Below are 15,419 nucleotides of genomic sequence, written 5' to 3'. Positions count from 1 at the left end.
GAATGGCCCAGGATAAAATGGCAAATATTCACCCAAATGCAAAAGTTGCAGACTCTGCAATAATTGAAGCTTTTGCAACGGTTGAAGAAGATGTGGAGATTGGTGAAGGAACGTGGATCGGACCAAACGCGGTAATCATGAACGGTGCACGCATCGGGAAGAATTGTAAAGTTTTTCCGGGAGCTGTCGTATCAGCCGAGCCACAGGACTTGAAATACCAGGGGGAAGATTCAATCGTGACCATTGGTGACAATACAATCATCAGGGAATGTGTAACGGTGAATAAAGGAACATCTGACCGGATGGAAACCAAAATCGGTAATAACTGCCTTTTGATGGCTTACGTTCACGTTGCACACGATACATTCATCGGTGATAATGTGATTGTAGCCGTTGGCGTTGCACTTGCCGGTCACATGGATATTGAAGATCATGTTATTATTGAAGGTCAGGCCGGAGCGCAACAATTTGTAAAAATTGGAGCTCATTCATTTATTGCGGCTTACAGCCAGGTTCGTAAAAATGTTCCGCCTTTTATCAAATGTGCTCGCGAGCCCTTGAGCTATACCGGTGTCAACACTATTGGCTTGAGGAGACGAGGTTGGGATGATAATGCAATCAAAGAGATTGAAAATATCTACCGCACTCTTTATGTACACAATAAAAACATATTGAACGCACTCAATCAAATTGAGGAAGAATATCCTGATAGTCCGCATAAACGCCAGATTGTCGATTTCATCAAAAACTCAGAAAACGGCATTGTAAAACGACCTTAACTTTTGAATATCAAGCTGCATAATGTTGGAAAACGCTACAATCGCGAGTGGATTTTTAAAGATCTTTCCCGTGAGTTAAAGGCAAATTCAACTTATGCTGTGGTGGGTAGAAATGGTTCCGGCAAATCGACTTTTCTCAAAGTTTTGTCCGGCAAGTTGAGCCCGTCAAAAGGAGATGTGAGTTATCACGGTCAGAGCCAGCATGACCCGGTTCCGACCGAAAAGATTTACAGGCAAATAGCCATGTGCGCGCCTTACCTCAGCATTTATGATGAGTTTACACTCAGCGAACTCATTCACTTTCAATCAAAGTTTAAGTCCTTTGCAAAAGAGATAAAAGAATCGGAAGTTCCTGAAATACTGGAGCTCGAAAGATTTAAAAATCGCGCCATCAATACATTCTCATCCGGAATGAAACAACGGGTGAAATTAGGACTGGCCGTTTTGTCTGATTCTAAGATTCTATTGCTCGATGAACCGGCATCAAACCTCGATCACGATGCGCAGGACTGGATGAATAAGCTAATCGAAAAATATTCAAAAGATCGGCTTACGGTAATTTGTACAAATCACCACAGCCAGGAACTAAAACTTTGCAACGAACAAATCAATATTCACGATTACAAAAAGTAACTGGATAGATTCTCTTATTTTCGCATGAACTAAAAATTTCAATAATGGCAACAACTTCAGATATCCGAAACGGACTTTGCATTGATTTTAATCACGACCTATGGCAGGTACAGGAATTCTTACACGTTAAACCGGGAAAAGGAAACGCGTTTGTGAGAACCAAACTCAAAAGTTTGACATCAGGAAAAGTTTTGGAACACACTTTCCCTGCCGGAACTAAAATTGATGATATTCGTGTTGAAAACCGTACTTATCAGTATCTCTACAAAGATGATACAGGTTTGCACTTCATGAACACTGATAATTTTGAGCAAACAAACCTTCCTGAAAAACTCATTGATGGAGCAGATTTGCTCAAAGAAGGTGATAAAGTAGATATCCTTTTCCATGCTGAAGAAGAGCGCCCGTTAGCTGTTGAAATGCCACAACACGTAGAAATGGAAATCACCTATACTGAGCCGGGTATAAAAGGTGACACAGCTACAAATACACTCAAGCCGGCAACCGTAGAAACAGGAGCTGAGGTCAAAGTGCCTTTATTCTGTGATATTGGCGACAAGATTAAAATCGATACGCGCAAGAGAGCTTATGTTGAACGCGTAAAAGATTAATTCCATACTTTTCAATTTACACTTTTTTTACATGAACTATTCAGAACCACAGGAGCTATCAAAAATCGCGTCACTTATCAATGCTGAAGTTGTTGGTGACGCTACCATGAAGGTAAAAGGCCAAAATGAAATTCACGTTGTGGAAGAGGGGGACATCGTCTTTGTAGATCATCCCAAGTACTACGATACGGCACTCAAATCTGCAGCAACTGTGGTTCTGATCAATAAAAAAGTAGATTGTCCTGAAGGCAAGGCGTTGCTGGTTGTTGATGATCCTTTTTCTGCATTCAATAAGCTAACCAAACATTTCAATCCGTTTATCGCGAGCAGTTCAACAATTGATGAAAATGCTGTGATAGGGGAGGATACTGTAATTCAACCCAATGTTTTCATCGGGCCAAAAGTGAAGATCGGGAAGAATTGTATTATTCATCCCGGGGTGAGTATTGTTGGCCACGCCACAATTGGCGATAATGTGATTATTCACGCAAACGTGGTCATTGGTAGCGAAGCTTTTTATTACAAAAAACGTGAGTCGGGATTTGATAAGCTGCTCACTGGCGGATCTGTCGTTATTGAAGATGATGTTGAAATAGGTGGCGGATCAACTGTCGATAGAGGTGTTACAGGTCCAACAACAATCGGATTGGACACGAAGATTGATAATCTCTGTCACATCGGTCACGATACCATTATCGGGAAGCATTGTCTCATTGCAGCCCACACCGGAGTTGGCGGTTGTTCAGTTATTGAAGACGATGTAACGATTTGGGGACGCGTTGGGGTTAAGAGCGGTGTCACAATTGGAGCCAAAGCTGAAATACTGGCTTGTTCGTGTGTTTCTAAATCGCTCGAAGGCGGTAAAACATATTTTGGGTTAGTGGCCCAGGAAAAAAGTGACGCCTGGAGAGAGATGGTGGCCGTTAGACGACTTGCTCGCCAAAAATAATCTCACTTTTCTTTATCCATCAGCTTTCTTACATCGCGCTGCAAAAGTGAAACCTGTTTTGAAAGCTCGGCATTGTTGAGGTTGTGATCGGGAATGTCTTTGCTGATGAAGTGGACAAATCGCCATATTTCGAGTACATCTTTAATGTGAACCTCGTAACTTTCATATTCGGGGTTTGTAGAATGTAATTCCAAAACTCCGTCTTTCGTAACCCGATCCACAATATTTTTCAAAACGATTCCATCTTCTCGTGTTACCACGATGTAAGGCTGCCTTTCATTCAATTGAGACCAATCGTCAAGATATTCGCCTATCACGAGTGATCCGTGAGGAATGGGCGGCATCGAATCTCCTGAAATCGGGAAAACGCGGTGCTTTCGGTTCTGATCGAGAAATGGCAAACTGAGACGCGGTAGCTCGCTGATGAATTCAGGATCTGAATAACCGGCAGTATAACCTGCTTTAGCTTCGGTCGGAACCAGCTCAATTTGTTCGTTATTGTCGTGATCAACCGTTGTTGCGAGAATGCGCAGGTGTTTGCCGCGTAAATCGACATCGTAACCTTCTTCGATCTTTTTGAGTTCAAGATCGGTCAGTTTGCTCATGTCTTGCCTCAGCAACCTGTCGATATTCACCTTAAAAAAATCAGAAATGCGCATGAGCGTTTTGAAATTGGGTTCAGCCGATCCATTTTCATAAGCACTCAATGTTGAACGCGTTAAACTCAATTCATCTGATAACGCTGATTGCGAAAGCGATTTGTGTTTACGCAGGGTCTTTAGGTTCAATTTAAAATAACTCATTTCCGGTAAAGTATTTTGTCAAAGTTATAATTTATGATAAATTATTTGTCTGAAAATTGACAAAAATATTGTCAAAATGAAATTATGAACGGAGGTTGTGATATGACGGTAAAAAATCAAAAGTTTAAAAGGAGAGGAGCTCACATTGCGCCCAATAATCGCTTTGAAAAATACCAGCGGTTTACAGATAATGAGTTTCTTGAGTTGTGTCATAAAGAAGATGAGTGGGAGGGAGATGATAAAACGCAATTCATTGAAGTATTTCCAAAAAGCATTGTCAACAAAGTAAATAGTCCTGATATTGGACACGGTTACAGCATGAATCCTTACCAGGGATGTGAACACGGGTGTATTTACTGTTATGCGAGAAACAGTCACGAATATTGGGGATACAGTGCCGGATCTGACTTTGAAAGAAAGGTTTTGGTGAAGAAAAATGCGGCTGATCTTCTCCAGCAAAAATTTAAAAGCAAGTCATGGAAACCAACTCCGATCATGCTATCCGGCAATACAGATTGCTATCAACCTGCAGAGGCAAGGTTTAAACTGACGAGAGAAATTTTGAAAGTCTGCCTGAAGCATCGCCATCCAGTTGGGATCATCACCAAAAATGCTTTGGTGTTGAGAGATTTGGATTTGCTGGAAGAGCTCAATTATCATCAGCTCGTTCATGTTTCGGTGTCGATTACTTCATTAGATGATGATTTGAGGAAAAAGCTTGAGCCGAGAACAGCATCAGTTCACAGGAGACTACAAACAGTGAGGAGGTTGAGTGCCTGCAATATTCCTGTCAATGTGATGTTGGCACCCATAATTCCCGGGATTAATGGTCACGAGTTGATTTCGCTCGTGAAAAAAGTTGGAGAGGCAGGAGCCGCCAATATCAATTATTTAGTCGTTAGGCTGAATGGTCATAACGGTGTTTTGTTTACAAACTGGTTGAAGCAACACTACCCTGACAGGCAGCGAAAGGTTCTCAACCAGGTTAAAGAGTTGCACGGTGGTAAAGTCAACGACTCGCGCTACGGAACCAGGATGAAAGGTGAAGGAACATGGGCGCACGAAATCAAAAAGCAGTTTGAAGTAGCGAAGTCGATGTACCTTCAAAAGAAAAGTTATCCCGATTATAATTGCTCAGCTTTTCGCAGACTCGACAGCGATCAATTGTCACTTTTTGAGTGAGGATCAGTCATCACCATAACCATTTTTGAATCCACCCGGTAGTTTGGGATTGTTGACATCAGGGCATTTTGTATCAGCCAGGTTGAAAGGCATAATCTTGACTCCTATTGTAAGTGGAACATATTGGTTGTGATAAATATCGAGTTGATATGATGATTCGGTTTGTGGGTAAGCATTGAAAACAGGAACTTCAGCATAAGGCAAAAGAACCAGATTGTTCGAGAGCATAATACCAAAGCCTAGTTGATAATGTACCTGCCCAACAATTTGCGGAGCTTCATTAAAATCATCTTTGAATGGTGAATTTTCGGCATATCCAACTTCCTGATTTCTGATAAATGCATATCCGGCATTTACGCCAATTGAGTTTTGAATGAAATTGTAATCGCCAATAGGAATTGTACTATTTAAATTAAAACTTCCCGATGCGTAATGTGCAAGCTGGGTGTGACTTCCCGATTGATCAATTGACTGATCATCGAAATCTTCACCGTGAAACAAGCCTTTATAAGATAGCGAATAATCGAAATAAGTGAAGCTAAGTGTACGCTTGAAATTGTAATAGCGGCCCACTTCAAGTTTGAGGCCCGGAATTATTTGAGGAGTTGTCGTGAGGTTCTGACCATTAACAGATGTGGTGTTTTCAGAGCCGATTAAACCGGTAACTCCGGCACCAAAAAGCCATCCGCCACGTTTGAAAATATCCTCGCTGGGAAAAACCTGTTCAAATTCATTCCGCGATTTATTGAAACCAGGCTTGTACTTTTTTTGAGCCTGGGCCAAAAATGCAAAGAACAGCGCTATGGTCAGAACCAAACTAACCCGCATCGTTCAGCGCTTCTAAAATTTCATTCTCGACCTCGTCAGAATCCCACTTTTCTTTGATATCGTCTCTATCCATCACCTTATCCATGATACGCTTTTGCTTTTGACCGGTTTCATAAGCTTCAGAGTAACGGATGTGGCTGAAAGTTACCTGTGAGTACAAAGGCATCCACTTATCAGGGTGTTTTTCGTAAATTTTATTTTCGATTTTCTTGCGGAGCAGGAACATTTCGTCACCTACGAGATCGCGCATTTCAATGTAGTTGTCGAGCGCTAGCTGTGCAATTGCATCACCATCGGGCTTTCGCTGTTTTGAAAACTCGTCAAATAGTTTGTGCCAGTCAGATCCGAGCTCATCGTACATTTCACTAAAAACAGAACAGTCTTCAAATCCGGCATTCATCCCCTGACCGTAAAACGGCACAATTGCGTGTGAAGAATCTCCCATCAGTAATACCTTGTCTTCATAATTCCACGGTTCGCAACGAATGATGACAAGTGACGATGTGGGATTCTCAAAATATTCATCAGCCAGATTGGGCATGATGTCATAAAAATCAGGAAAAGTCTTTTTAAAGAAACCTTCAACCTGATCCTTTGATTGTAGTGAATTGAAGGAGTATTCTCCATCATATGGGAAGAACAAGGTGCAGGTATAACTTCCATCTTCGTTTGGTAAGGCGATCAGCATAAATTTACCACGTGGCCAAATGTGAAGTGCATTTTTATCGAGCTTGTGAGTGCCGTCTTCATTAGCCGGAAGCAAAAGTTCTTTGTAGCCGTGTGTGAGATATTGCTGTGAATAGTTGAAACGATCGGTTTTCATGAGTCTGGTTCTCACGGCAGAGAAAGCGCCATCTGTTCCAAAAATTCTATCAGCCTTAACCTTTTTGATATTGCCTTCTTTGTCTTCAAACTCGAGCGTATTGGTTTCGAGGTTGAGATCGTTGCATTTTTGATCAAAGAAGAAAGAGACGTTATCGTATTCTGTAGCTTCGAGAAGTAGTCTTTTATTCAGATCGCCACGAGAAACAGAATAAATAGCCTGGTCGTCTTTTCCGTAAGGCTGAAAGCTGAGGTTTCCATTTTCATCGTGCATCCTGCGGCCATACATCGGGATGGTGATTTCTTCAATTTGCTTTTCAACACCGGCAAGTTTTAGAGCTTTCCATCCTCTCGTGGAAAGAGCAAGATTGATCGATCGACCACCTTTTAGTTCGACTTTCCGTAAGTCTGGACGTCTTTCATAAACTTCAACTTCGAATCCTTTTTTTGCTAGTAAAATAGCTTGCAACGAACCGACTAACCCGGCTCCGACTACTACAACTTTTTGCATGTTGGCGTAATAATTTGTTTCTCTTGTTCACCCAAACACAGTTTGGATGCTAGTGTTTGGACAAAGTTGGTGAAAAGTATGGAAATAGAGACGAGATTGATTCTAAATCAGAATTGAATTGAATCTAAATGAGATCTCAGGATCTGACCAAAACTAATCGTCTTCCATTCGTTTTTTGAAGTAGCGTCCTCCTCTTGGAGGTTTCGTTCCTTTTCGAACAGAAAAGCGTGCGATGACCATACCAACAAGTAGTATCGCAAATATGTAAAGGATGTCTGTCATACTGCTTCTTCGAGGATTTTACCAAATCTGTAAACATCTTCAAAGCTATTATAGAGAGGTACGGGAGCAATACGGATAACGTTTGGTTCGCGCCAATCTGCTATTACACCATTTTTAGAAAGATGATCAAAAAGTGCCTTTCCCTGTCCGTGACAAAGGATTGAAAGTTGGCAGCCACGTTGATTCATGTCTCGCGGGGTGATAATCTCAAAGTTTACGTTTTCGCTGTTCGCTGAAATTTGATCTACAACAAATTCGAGGTAGCCCGTGAGTTTTTCGCTTTTGGTTCTGAGCTTACTCATATCTAACTCGCTAAAGATGTCTAGTGAAGCTTTGTGAGGAGCCATTGCAAAAACGGGTGCATTTGATAATTGCCACGCTTCAGCAGTTGGCATTGGGTCAAAACGCTTTTCCATTTTGAATCGCTCATCCTTGTTGTGTCCCCACCAGCCGGCAAATCGCTTTATGTCTTTGTCAGTGCAGTGCTTTTCATGTACAAAAACTCCCGATACACTTCCGGGGCCTGAGTTCATGTATTTATAGGAACACCATGCTGCAAAATCGACATCCCAATCGTGAAGTTGGAGAGGGATATTCCCAGCAGCGTGAGCGAGATCCCATCCTACCATAGCTCCTGCAACGTGACCGGCTTTAGTGATCGTTTTCATATCCCAAACCTGGCCGGTGTAGTAATTCACCCCACCAATCATGATAAGCGCTATTTCATCGCGGTGCTCCTCGATTTTAGCCAGTACATCTTCGGTTCTGATCGTGTGCTCACCTTCTCGGGGATACAATTCGATGATTGCGTCATCAGCATCGTAGCCATGAAATTCAACCTGACTTTGAAGTGCGTACTGATCACTAGGAAATGCCTTGCCTTCACAAAGAATTTTGTATCGACTCCCTTCAGGGCGATAAAATGAAACCATGAGTAAGTGGAGGTTAGTAGTGAGTCCGTTCATGGCCGCAACCTCAGTTTCTTTTGCACCCACAATTTTGCTGAGCGGACCTGCAAACATTTCATGGTAACTAAACCACGGATGCTTTGCTTCAAAATGACCTTCCACACCGTATTTTGCCCAATCGTTGAGTTCCTGATCGATTACTTCCCTCGCAGATTTAGGTTGTAAACCGAGCGAGTTACCGGTGAAATAAACCGTGTCTTCTCCGTTGTGTTGCGGAATATGGAATCTTTCGCGGTAGCTTCTCAATGGATCGGCTTCATCAGCCTGTGCTGCAAATTCGTGTGTGAAAGCGTAATTCATTTTGATCAAATTTTCGCTGCAAACTTAGCAGTTCTGGTGTAATTAATGGTCAGAACCGAAAGTTTAGTCTTCGTCATTTTTTGACACTTCCCTGACCGCCCAGTTATTTGTAGACTTCTACATTTGTAGTCATTCAAAATATTAAAATATGAAGCGCGAAGAATCGAGTAAACTATTTGATAAAGCAAAAACATTATTTCCCGGTGGAGTCAACTCTCCAGTAAGAGCCTTTAAAAGTGTAGGTGGAAGCCCCATCTTTTTTGAAAGTGGAAAAGGTGCAATTTTGAAAGATGTAGACGGAAATGAGTTCATCGATTTTTGCTGTTCTTACGGTCCGCTCATTTTAGGACACGCCAATGATAAGGTGGTTGAAAATGTTCAAAAGACAGTTGCAAGAGGAACATCTTTTGGCGCACCAACGAAAGAAGAAAACGAATTAGCCGATACAATTCTATCAAACCACCGTTACATCGAGCGAATAAGGTTTGTCAACTCAGGTACTGAAGCGGCTATGAGTGCAATTCGTTTGGCTCGTGGATATACCGGCAAAAACAAGATCATCAAATTTGAAGGTTGTTATCACGGTCACGTTGATTCACTACTCGTCAAAGCCGGATCTGGTTTGGCGACTTTAGGGACTTCTTCATCTGCCGGTGTTCCTGAGGATACTGTAAAAGATACCATCGTTTTGCCTCTCAACAACAAAGAAGCTGTTGAGGAGGCAGTAAAAAAATACAAAGGTGAAATTGCAGCAATCGCATTGGAACCGATACCGGCCAATAACGGATTGTTGATCCAGGGAAAAGAATACTTGCAGTTCCTTAGAGATGTATGTGACAGAGAAGGAATCCTGCTCTTTTTTGACGAGGTGATTTCTGGCTTTAGAGTTGGTTTTGAAGGAGCAGCCGGCTATTACGATATTCAGCCAGATTTGATCGCATTCGGAAAAATCATTGGAGGCGGATTGCCTGTTGGCGCTTATGCTGCATCTGAAAAAGTGATGAGTAGCGTTTCTCCTGAGGGACCGGTTTACCAGGCGGGTACGCTTTCAGGAAATCCAGTGGCAATGTCGGCCGGAATCGCACAAATCAAAGAGTGCCTGAAACCTGGATTTTATACCGAATTAGCAGAAAAGACAGATAAGTTTTGTTCATCAATAGAATCGTATGCCAAAGAAAAAGGGTACGACTTTACAATGCCGCATATCGGCAGCATTTTTTGGTTGGCCTTTTCGAATGAAGCTATCAAGAGTGCTGATGCAATTCCTCAGGAAAGTGGTGATCACTTTAAGAAGTTGCACGCCATCTTGCTCGATAACGGTGTTCATCTTGGACCATCAGGATTTGAGGTTGGTTTCGTGAGTGAAGCTCACAGTAATGATGAGCTGGAAAAAGCTGCAAGTGAAATCAAAAAAGCACTCGATCAGTTATTTAGTTAAATTATTTATGGTCAGAACCGGACGTTTATTCGGTTCTGACCATTACTCGCAGGAAAGTAAAATTGAATTTTAACTCCTGTATTTTCATTTACTTTTCTTTACTTTGGGCCCCGTGGAAAGATTTGGCTGATTGCAACCACGCAAAAAAATGCTAAACGGAAAATCCAATCAGCTGTTGAGAATTCTACTCATAGCAAAAATTTATAAAAATGTCATATTTATTTACTTCGGAGTCCGTTAGTGAAGGACATCCCGATAAAGTATCAGATCAAATTTCAGACGCGATTTTAGATAATTTCCTGGCTTTTGACGAGCACTCAAAAGTAGCTTGCGAAACGATGGTGACAACCGGGCAGGTAGTGCTCGCAGGTGAAATTAAGTCAAACACCTATATTGATGTTCAGGATATTACGCGAAAAGTGATCAACGGAATTGGTTACAACAAAGGTGAGTACATGTTTGAGGCCAACTCGTGCGGAATCCTTTCAGCTCTTCACGAGCAATCGCCAGATATCAATCAGGGTGTAGATCGTGGAAATCCTGAAGATCAGGGAGCAGGTGACCAGGGTATGATGTTTGGTTACGCCACAAACGAGACCGATAACTACATGCCTTTGGCACTCGATTTATCGCACCGTATTTTAAAGGTGCTTTCTCAAATGCGCAGAGACGGTGACGAAATCACATACCTCCGTCCTGATGCTAAGGCACAGGTAACAATTGAGTACAGCGATGATGACGTTCCACAAAGGATCGACACAATCGTAGTTTCTACACAGCACGATGCTTTTGATTCTGACGACAACAAAATGTTGGAAGAAATCAAGCACGACATTATTAATAAGGTAATACCAAAAGTAAAAGCTCAGTTAGCTCCCGAGTTGCAAAAATTATTTGATGGTCAGATCCAGTACCACATCAATCCAACAGGGAAGTTCGTTATTGGTGGTCCGCACGGAGATGCCGGCTTGACAGGTAGAAAAATTATTGTCGATACATACGGAGGAAAAGGAGCTCACGGAGGTGGAGCATTTTCAGGAAAAGACCCAAGTAAAGTGGATCGATCAGCCGCTTATGCTGCTCGTCACATCGCGAAAAACCTCGTAGCAGCAGGTGTTGCCGATCAGCTACTCGTACAGGTTAGTTATGCCATTGGTGTAGCAGAACCTACGGGTGTTTATGTTGATACTTACAAAAGCAGCAATGTCGATTTAACCGATGGTGAAATCGCTCAAAAAGTGATGAAGCTGTTTGATCTCCGTCCCGGTATTATAGAAAAGTCGCTAAAACTCCGCAATCCAATATATGCTGAAACAGCAGCTTACGGACACATGGGGAGAGATTCTGAGTTAGTTACTAAGGAATTCGATAGATTGAGTTCTGACGGAAAAGAAACTATCAAGAGAGAAGTTGAGCTTTTCACCTGGGAAAAACTCGATAGAGTTGATGATGTCAAGAAGGAGTTTGGCATTGGCTAAACTTTAACAGACTTAATAAATTTTTTAAAGCCGCATATAGTTTCGCTGTATGCGGCTTTTTTTGTTATAAAAAATTGCAAAAGAGGATTGTGTAAAAGAATATTAGTTATTTTTATCAAGTTTTAGGATTTATCATAAATAAAAATTATTAGCTATGAGAAAAACTCTACACTTGTTCAATGTTGTTGTTTTTAGCCTTATATGTGTTGTTGGTTATTCCCAAACGTACACATTTACAAATGCTGGAGCAACTGGTGAAAATGGGCCAACACAAGCCCAAATCAATACTGCATACACCGGAACTAATTTGGATGGAGCAGTTACATCTAACGGAGGTATTCAGTACTGGGAAGTGCCTTCTTCTGGACTGTATGAAATTACTGCCCTCGGTGGACAGGGATACGGAACTTATGGAGGTCGAGGTGCAAGCATCACTGGTGAATTTCTACTCAATGGAGGAGATACTCTCAAAATCCTCGTTGGGCAGGCAGCACCAATATATCCCAGTCCAAGTTATGATCACCAGTACGGTGGAGGTGGAGGATCGTTTATTACAACGACTAATAATACACCTTTAATTGTTGCAGGTGGAGGAGGAGGAAACCACGCTCTATCTTTTATAGCTTCATGTGATGGTCAGATCACGCAAAATGGAGCAGCCGGTGTTGGTGGTTCAACTATTGGAGCTGGCGGAACTAATGGAAACGGTGGACAGCAAGCTTCTAGCGCTGATGGCGGTGCCGGAATATATGGTAACGGAAATGGATCTGCTGCCGGAGTTGCTTTTGTAAATGGCGGCCAGGGAGGATCTGATGAAGGAATTGGAGGCTTTGGTGGCGGTGGCGGAACCAGTAGCTGGAATAACTATCGCTGTGGTGGCGGTGGAGGTTATAGTGGTGGCGGTGCTGCTAACAACGGAGGGACATGTTGTCCTACCGGTGGAGGCGGTGGCTCATTCAATGGTGGTCAAAACCCCGTTAACCTTGCAGGAGTCCAAACCGGACATGGATTAGTTGTCATCAATAGACTTTCAGGAGGTGCACCTAATGATGCAGGTGTTTCATCAATTGAAGGTGATGGAGAAACTGTAACATGTGCAGGAATGTATGAACTGGAAGCTACAATAAATAATTTTGGTACTCTGCAGTTGAACTCATTTCAAGTTAACTGGAGCGTTAATGGTGCACTTCAAACGCCTCTCGTATTTAATAATGTTTTAGATACTTTAAATGGTCAGGGGTCAAGTGATACATTGTTGACCTTGGGTCAATTTGATATTCAATCTGCGGGAACATATAATATTATCGTTTGGACTAGTATGCCTAATGGAGTTAGTGATACATCAAACTTTAACGATACAAGTAGAGCAGAAATTTATGCAGACTTATTAGACCTGAGTGTTGTAGATTTTCAAGATGTGAGATGCGCAGGTGAATCCAACGGTGTAGTGAAAGTAACATCTAATGCTTACAATCCGGTTTACTATTGGAGTAGTGGTGCAATTGGTGATTCCGTTTCAACATTATGGGCAGAAACACATCAGGTTGTAGTTTCAGATACTACCAATCGTTGTCCTGATACTTTAGATGTAACAGTTTTGGAACCAACTCCAGTCTCTGTTAGTCTGCTATCAGGAGGAAGTGTGCCGTGTTTTGGTGATAATTTAGGAATGGTTTCAGTTGAAGGCCTTGGAGGAGTAGGAGGTTACACTTATTATTGGGGTAATGGTAGTACAGATAGTACAAGAAACAACTTGAATGTCAACACAACCCACAATGTTACTGTAACAGATGGTAATGGATGCCAGGCAACAGAATCGTTTACAATATTTGAACCTGAAGAGCTTCAAATAGAAACGACAAACATTAACTCAAATGCAGGTTGTGAAAATCAAATTGGGCTTGTTGCTATTGATGCAGTGGGAGGAACCGAACCATATTCTTACTCTTGGAGTAATGGAGCTACCGGTTCTGCTATAAGCGGCCTTTCAGGTGGCAATTATACGGTAACAGTGACAGATAAGAACGGATGTCAGCAAGTAGAATCTTACAGGATATATGATATTGACGTTTCAGTTACGAACTTATCTCCAACTTTAGTTGCTAACCTATCAGGAGCTACATATCAGTGGATTAATTGTGATACTGGTACTCCTGTAGATGGTGCTACAAGCAGTACTTTTACACCAGAAGATAATGGAAGTTATGCTGTAGTTATTTCAAGTGGAAATTGCTCTGATACATCAAGATGCATAGATGTACTCAATACATCAACAGATGTCTTAAATGGAGATCTTCAGAGATTAAATGTTTTCCCAAATCCATCCTCTGGCGAATTCTCATTGATTTTTGGTTCTACTGTCAAAAATGCAACAATAGAGTTGGTTGATGTTAAAGGTGTTACTTTAATGACTAGAGAGGTTGATTATCTTGAGAAGGGACAGAAGTTACTTTTCAATATTGATAGCAGTAAAGGTGTTTACTTCATGAACGTGAAAACAGATAATCACAAACAAGTATTAAGAATATTGATCAACTAAAAAATGATCAATAGTTAATTGTACCGATTATAGTATAAGTACAAGGAGTAGCTAATTTTAGCTACTCCTTTTTTATTTTGTATTAGAAAAAGGAACAAAACAAAAGTTGGAAGCTGTGTTTTTTTTTATAAATTGCGATTTCAATTATTGTAAGATACATGAAAATGTTCTTAGATTAAATAACAGTTTTAACAAATCAAGAAAGTTACGCTTATGGGAAAGAATTTACTTAATGTAACTAATATTCTAGCATTTGTAGCGTTGCTGCCAATTGCTTCAATAGCACAAAATTTTAATGCAACTGTCAGTAACTGTACTAACAGTACTGGAGGAAATATGACATTTACTTTTAATAATGTTAACTCACTTGGTTCACCAGGAGGAAACGGAACATTAACAGTTACTTATCATGGAGACTTAGATGGGTCAACAGAAACATTTGATTTAGAGGATGAAAATAACAATGTTCTTGCAACATCATTAAATACTCCTGGAAACCAATGTTCAGCTCAGGGGACGTCAACATTTACAATTCCATTGACCGATTTAAATAATTGGGCTACTGATGGTATTATAGAGTTTGAAACAATAGGTGCTTCAGCTGTTTCTTCTGGTATTTGTAATTGTAATTTTGGTGGTACTGGAGCTTCTGCCTCCTACTCCGTTACAATGGTTTTAAACTACCCTACTGTAAGTGGACCTAATGATGCTGGAGTTACAGCTGTTGATACATCTTTAGTTACTTGTAAAGGTCCAACTGATGTTTATGCAAATATCAAAAATTATGGTAATAACCAGTTGAACAATGTAATGGTTAACTGGAGTGTTGATAGTGTAGTTCAAACTCCCTTCCTTCTAAGCTCTATGCTTGATACATTGAATGGATCTGGTTCTACTGATACATTATTAAATATCGGCCAATACGATTTTGGACAATCTGGTGTTTATGATGTTAGAGTTTGGACTTCAATGCCTAATGGGGTTCCTGATACTTCTAACTTTAATGATACTATAGATGTTCAAATTGAAGCTGACATGATAGATCTTCAGGTAGCTGAAATGACAGATGTGTCTTGTTTTGGTGGATCTGACGGATATGTTAAAGTTACTAGTAATGGTTATGCTCCTACTTACATTTGGAGTAGTGGTTCTACAGGGGACTCTGTTACTAACTTATGGGCAGAGACTCATTTAGTAGTTGCTAACGATTCTGTTAGTTGTCCTGATACCCTTGAGGTTGTTGTTAATGAGCCTCCACTTCTTGAAGTGAACTTGCTCGAAGGAGGAAGTGTTCCA

The 15,419-nt window shown here is 41.1% G+C and carries 13 protein-coding genes and 1 pseudogene; 9 read left to right on the top strand and 5 right to left on the bottom strand.

Translation table 11 applies throughout. The features are described 5' to 3' along the window. Positions 1-2: 2 nt before the first annotated feature. Genes lpxA through F3059_RS12425 form a run of 4 tightly spaced genes read left to right on the top strand, consistent with a single transcriptional unit; the run spans position 3 to position 2,972 of the window. Entirely contained in the window at positions 3-779 is a 777-nt protein-coding gene (lpxA, locus tag F3059_RS12440) for an acyl-ACP--UDP-N-acetylglucosamine O-acyltransferase (RefSeq protein ID WP_223274617.1), read from the top strand. Positions 780-782: 3 nt separating this feature from the next. After that, positions 783-1,412, top strand: coding sequence for an ABC transporter ATP-binding protein (locus F3059_RS12435; RefSeq protein ID WP_151169758.1), 630 nt, complete (start codon positions 783-785; stop codon positions 1,410-1,412). Between the two features lie 44 nt (positions 1,413-1,456). Continuing rightward, the gene (efp, locus tag F3059_RS12430; protein ID WP_151169756.1) at positions 1,457-2,023 is read left to right on the top strand and encodes an elongation factor P; all 567 of its coding nucleotides are present in this window, start codon (positions 1,457-1,459) and stop codon (positions 2,021-2,023) included. 31 nt (positions 2,024-2,054) lie between these two features. Further along, positions 2,055-2,972 (top strand): UDP-3-O-(3-hydroxymyristoyl)glucosamine N-acyltransferase, encoded by a 918-nt coding sequence (locus F3059_RS12425; protein WP_151169754.1) that lies wholly within the window; start codon positions 2,055-2,057, stop codon positions 2,970-2,972. Positions 2,973-2,974: 2 nt separating this feature from the next. Here the strand turns inward: F3059_RS12425 and F3059_RS12420 are convergent, their stop codons facing one another. Continuing rightward, a complete protein-coding gene (locus tag F3059_RS12420; protein WP_151169752.1) occupies positions 2,975-3,775 on the bottom strand; it encodes an XRE family transcriptional regulator in 801 nt (266 codons plus the stop codon). Positions 3,776-3,859: 84 nt separating this feature from the next. Here F3059_RS12420 and F3059_RS12415 point away from each other — a divergent pair, with 84 nt between their 5' ends. Continuing rightward, positions 3,860-4,957: a PA0069 family radical SAM protein gene (locus F3059_RS12415; RefSeq protein ID WP_223274616.1), complete on the top strand. Its 1,098-nt coding sequence runs from the start codon at positions 3,860-3,862 to the stop codon at positions 4,955-4,957. A 3-nt stretch (positions 4,958-4,960) separates the two neighbouring features. Here F3059_RS12415 and F3059_RS12410 read toward each other — a convergent pair whose 3' ends face one another. The 4 genes from F3059_RS12410 to kynU form a co-directional block, all read right to left on the bottom strand. Beyond that, on the bottom strand, positions 4,961-5,785 hold the full coding sequence (locus tag F3059_RS12410) for a hypothetical protein (protein WP_151169751.1): 825 nt from the start codon (positions 5,783-5,785) through the stop codon (positions 4,961-4,963). Next, a complete protein-coding gene (locus F3059_RS12405; protein WP_151169748.1) occupies positions 5,775-7,118 on the bottom strand; it encodes an FAD-dependent oxidoreductase in 1,344 nt (447 codons plus the stop codon). Before F3059_RS12405 ends, F3059_RS12410 begins: the two co-directional genes overlap by 11 nt. A 153-nt stretch (positions 7,119-7,271) precedes the next feature. Continuing rightward, complete coding sequence (locus F3059_RS13830; RefSeq protein ID WP_262713930.1) at positions 7,272-7,400, bottom strand: hypothetical protein; 129 nt, start codon at positions 7,398-7,400, stop codon at positions 7,272-7,274. Next, entirely contained in the window at positions 7,397-8,668 is a 1,272-nt protein-coding gene (gene kynU / locus F3059_RS12400; protein ID WP_151169746.1) for a kynureninase, read from the bottom strand. The genes F3059_RS13830 and kynU overlap by 4 nt, the downstream gene beginning before the upstream one ends. Before the next feature lie 148 nt (positions 8,669-8,816). On the opposite strand from kynU, the gene hemL reads away from it, so the two are divergent. The 4 genes and pseudogenes from hemL to F3059_RS12380 form a co-directional block, all read left to right on the top strand. Beyond that, the gene (hemL, locus tag F3059_RS12395) at positions 8,817-10,106 is read left to right on the top strand and encodes a glutamate-1-semialdehyde 2,1-aminomutase (RefSeq protein ID WP_151169744.1); all 1,290 of its coding nucleotides are present in this window, start codon (positions 8,817-8,819) and stop codon (positions 10,104-10,106) included. Between the two features lie 209 nt (positions 10,107-10,315). Further along, positions 10,316-11,584: a methionine adenosyltransferase gene (metK, locus tag F3059_RS12390; protein WP_151169742.1), complete on the top strand. Its 1,269-nt coding sequence runs from the start codon at positions 10,316-10,318 to the stop codon at positions 11,582-11,584. 154 nt (positions 11,585-11,738) lie between these two features. Beyond that, complete coding sequence (locus F3059_RS12385; RefSeq protein WP_151169740.1) at positions 11,739-14,123, top strand: T9SS type A sorting domain-containing protein; 2,385 nt, start codon at positions 11,739-11,741, stop codon at positions 14,121-14,123. Between the two features lie 336 nt (positions 14,124-14,459). Beyond that, positions 14,460-15,419 (top strand): annotated as a pseudogene (locus F3059_RS12380) (hypothetical protein); the annotation flags it as partial.

It is taken from the genome of Salibacter halophilus, from assembly GCF_008806325.1.
Classification (GTDB): domain Bacteria; phylum Bacteroidota; class Bacteroidia; order Flavobacteriales_G; family Salibacteraceae; genus Salibacter; species Salibacter halophilus.
This window is presented reverse-complemented; position numbering and strand designations above follow the sequence as displayed.

What these genes read in the sequence shown, in the direction of transcription:
- lpxA (WP_223274617.1), top strand. Translation starts at nt 3, where the DNA reads ATGGCCCAGGATAAAATGGCAAATATTCACCCAAATGCAAAAGTTGCA.
- efp (WP_151169756.1), top strand. Translation starts at nt 1,457, where the DNA reads ATGGCAACAACTTCAGATATCCGAAACGGACTTTGCATTGATTTTAAT.
- F3059_RS12425 (WP_151169754.1), top strand. Translation starts at nt 2,055, where the DNA reads ATGAACTATTCAGAACCACAGGAGCTATCAAAAATCGCGTCACTTATC.
- F3059_RS12420 (WP_151169752.1), bottom strand. Translation starts at nt 3,775, where the DNA reads ATGAGTTATTTTAAATTGAACCTAAAGACCCTGCGTAAACACAAATCG.
- F3059_RS12415 (WP_223274616.1), top strand. Translation starts at nt 3,860, where the DNA reads ATGAACGGAGGTTGTGATATGACGGTAAAAAATCAAAAGTTTAAAAGG.
- F3059_RS12410 (WP_151169751.1), bottom strand. Translation starts at nt 5,785, where the DNA reads ATGCGGGTTAGTTTGGTTCTGACCATAGCGCTGTTCTTTGCATTTTTG.
- F3059_RS12405 (WP_151169748.1), bottom strand. Translation starts at nt 7,118, where the DNA reads ATGCAAAAAGTTGTAGTAGTCGGAGCCGGGTTAGTCGGTTCGTTGCAA.
- F3059_RS13830 (WP_262713930.1), bottom strand. Translation starts at nt 7,400, where the DNA reads ATGACAGACATCCTTTACATATTTGCGATACTACTTGTTGGTATGGTC.
- kynU (WP_151169746.1), bottom strand. Translation starts at nt 8,668, where the DNA reads ATGAATTACGCTTTCACACACGAATTTGCAGCACAGGCTGATGAAGCC.
- hemL (WP_151169744.1), top strand. Translation starts at nt 8,817, where the DNA reads ATGAAGCGCGAAGAATCGAGTAAACTATTTGATAAAGCAAAAACATTA.
- metK (WP_151169742.1), top strand. Translation starts at nt 10,316, where the DNA reads ATGTCATATTTATTTACTTCGGAGTCCGTTAGTGAAGGACATCCCGAT.
- F3059_RS12385 (WP_151169740.1), top strand. Translation starts at nt 11,739, where the DNA reads ATGAGAAAAACTCTACACTTGTTCAATGTTGTTGTTTTTAGCCTTATA.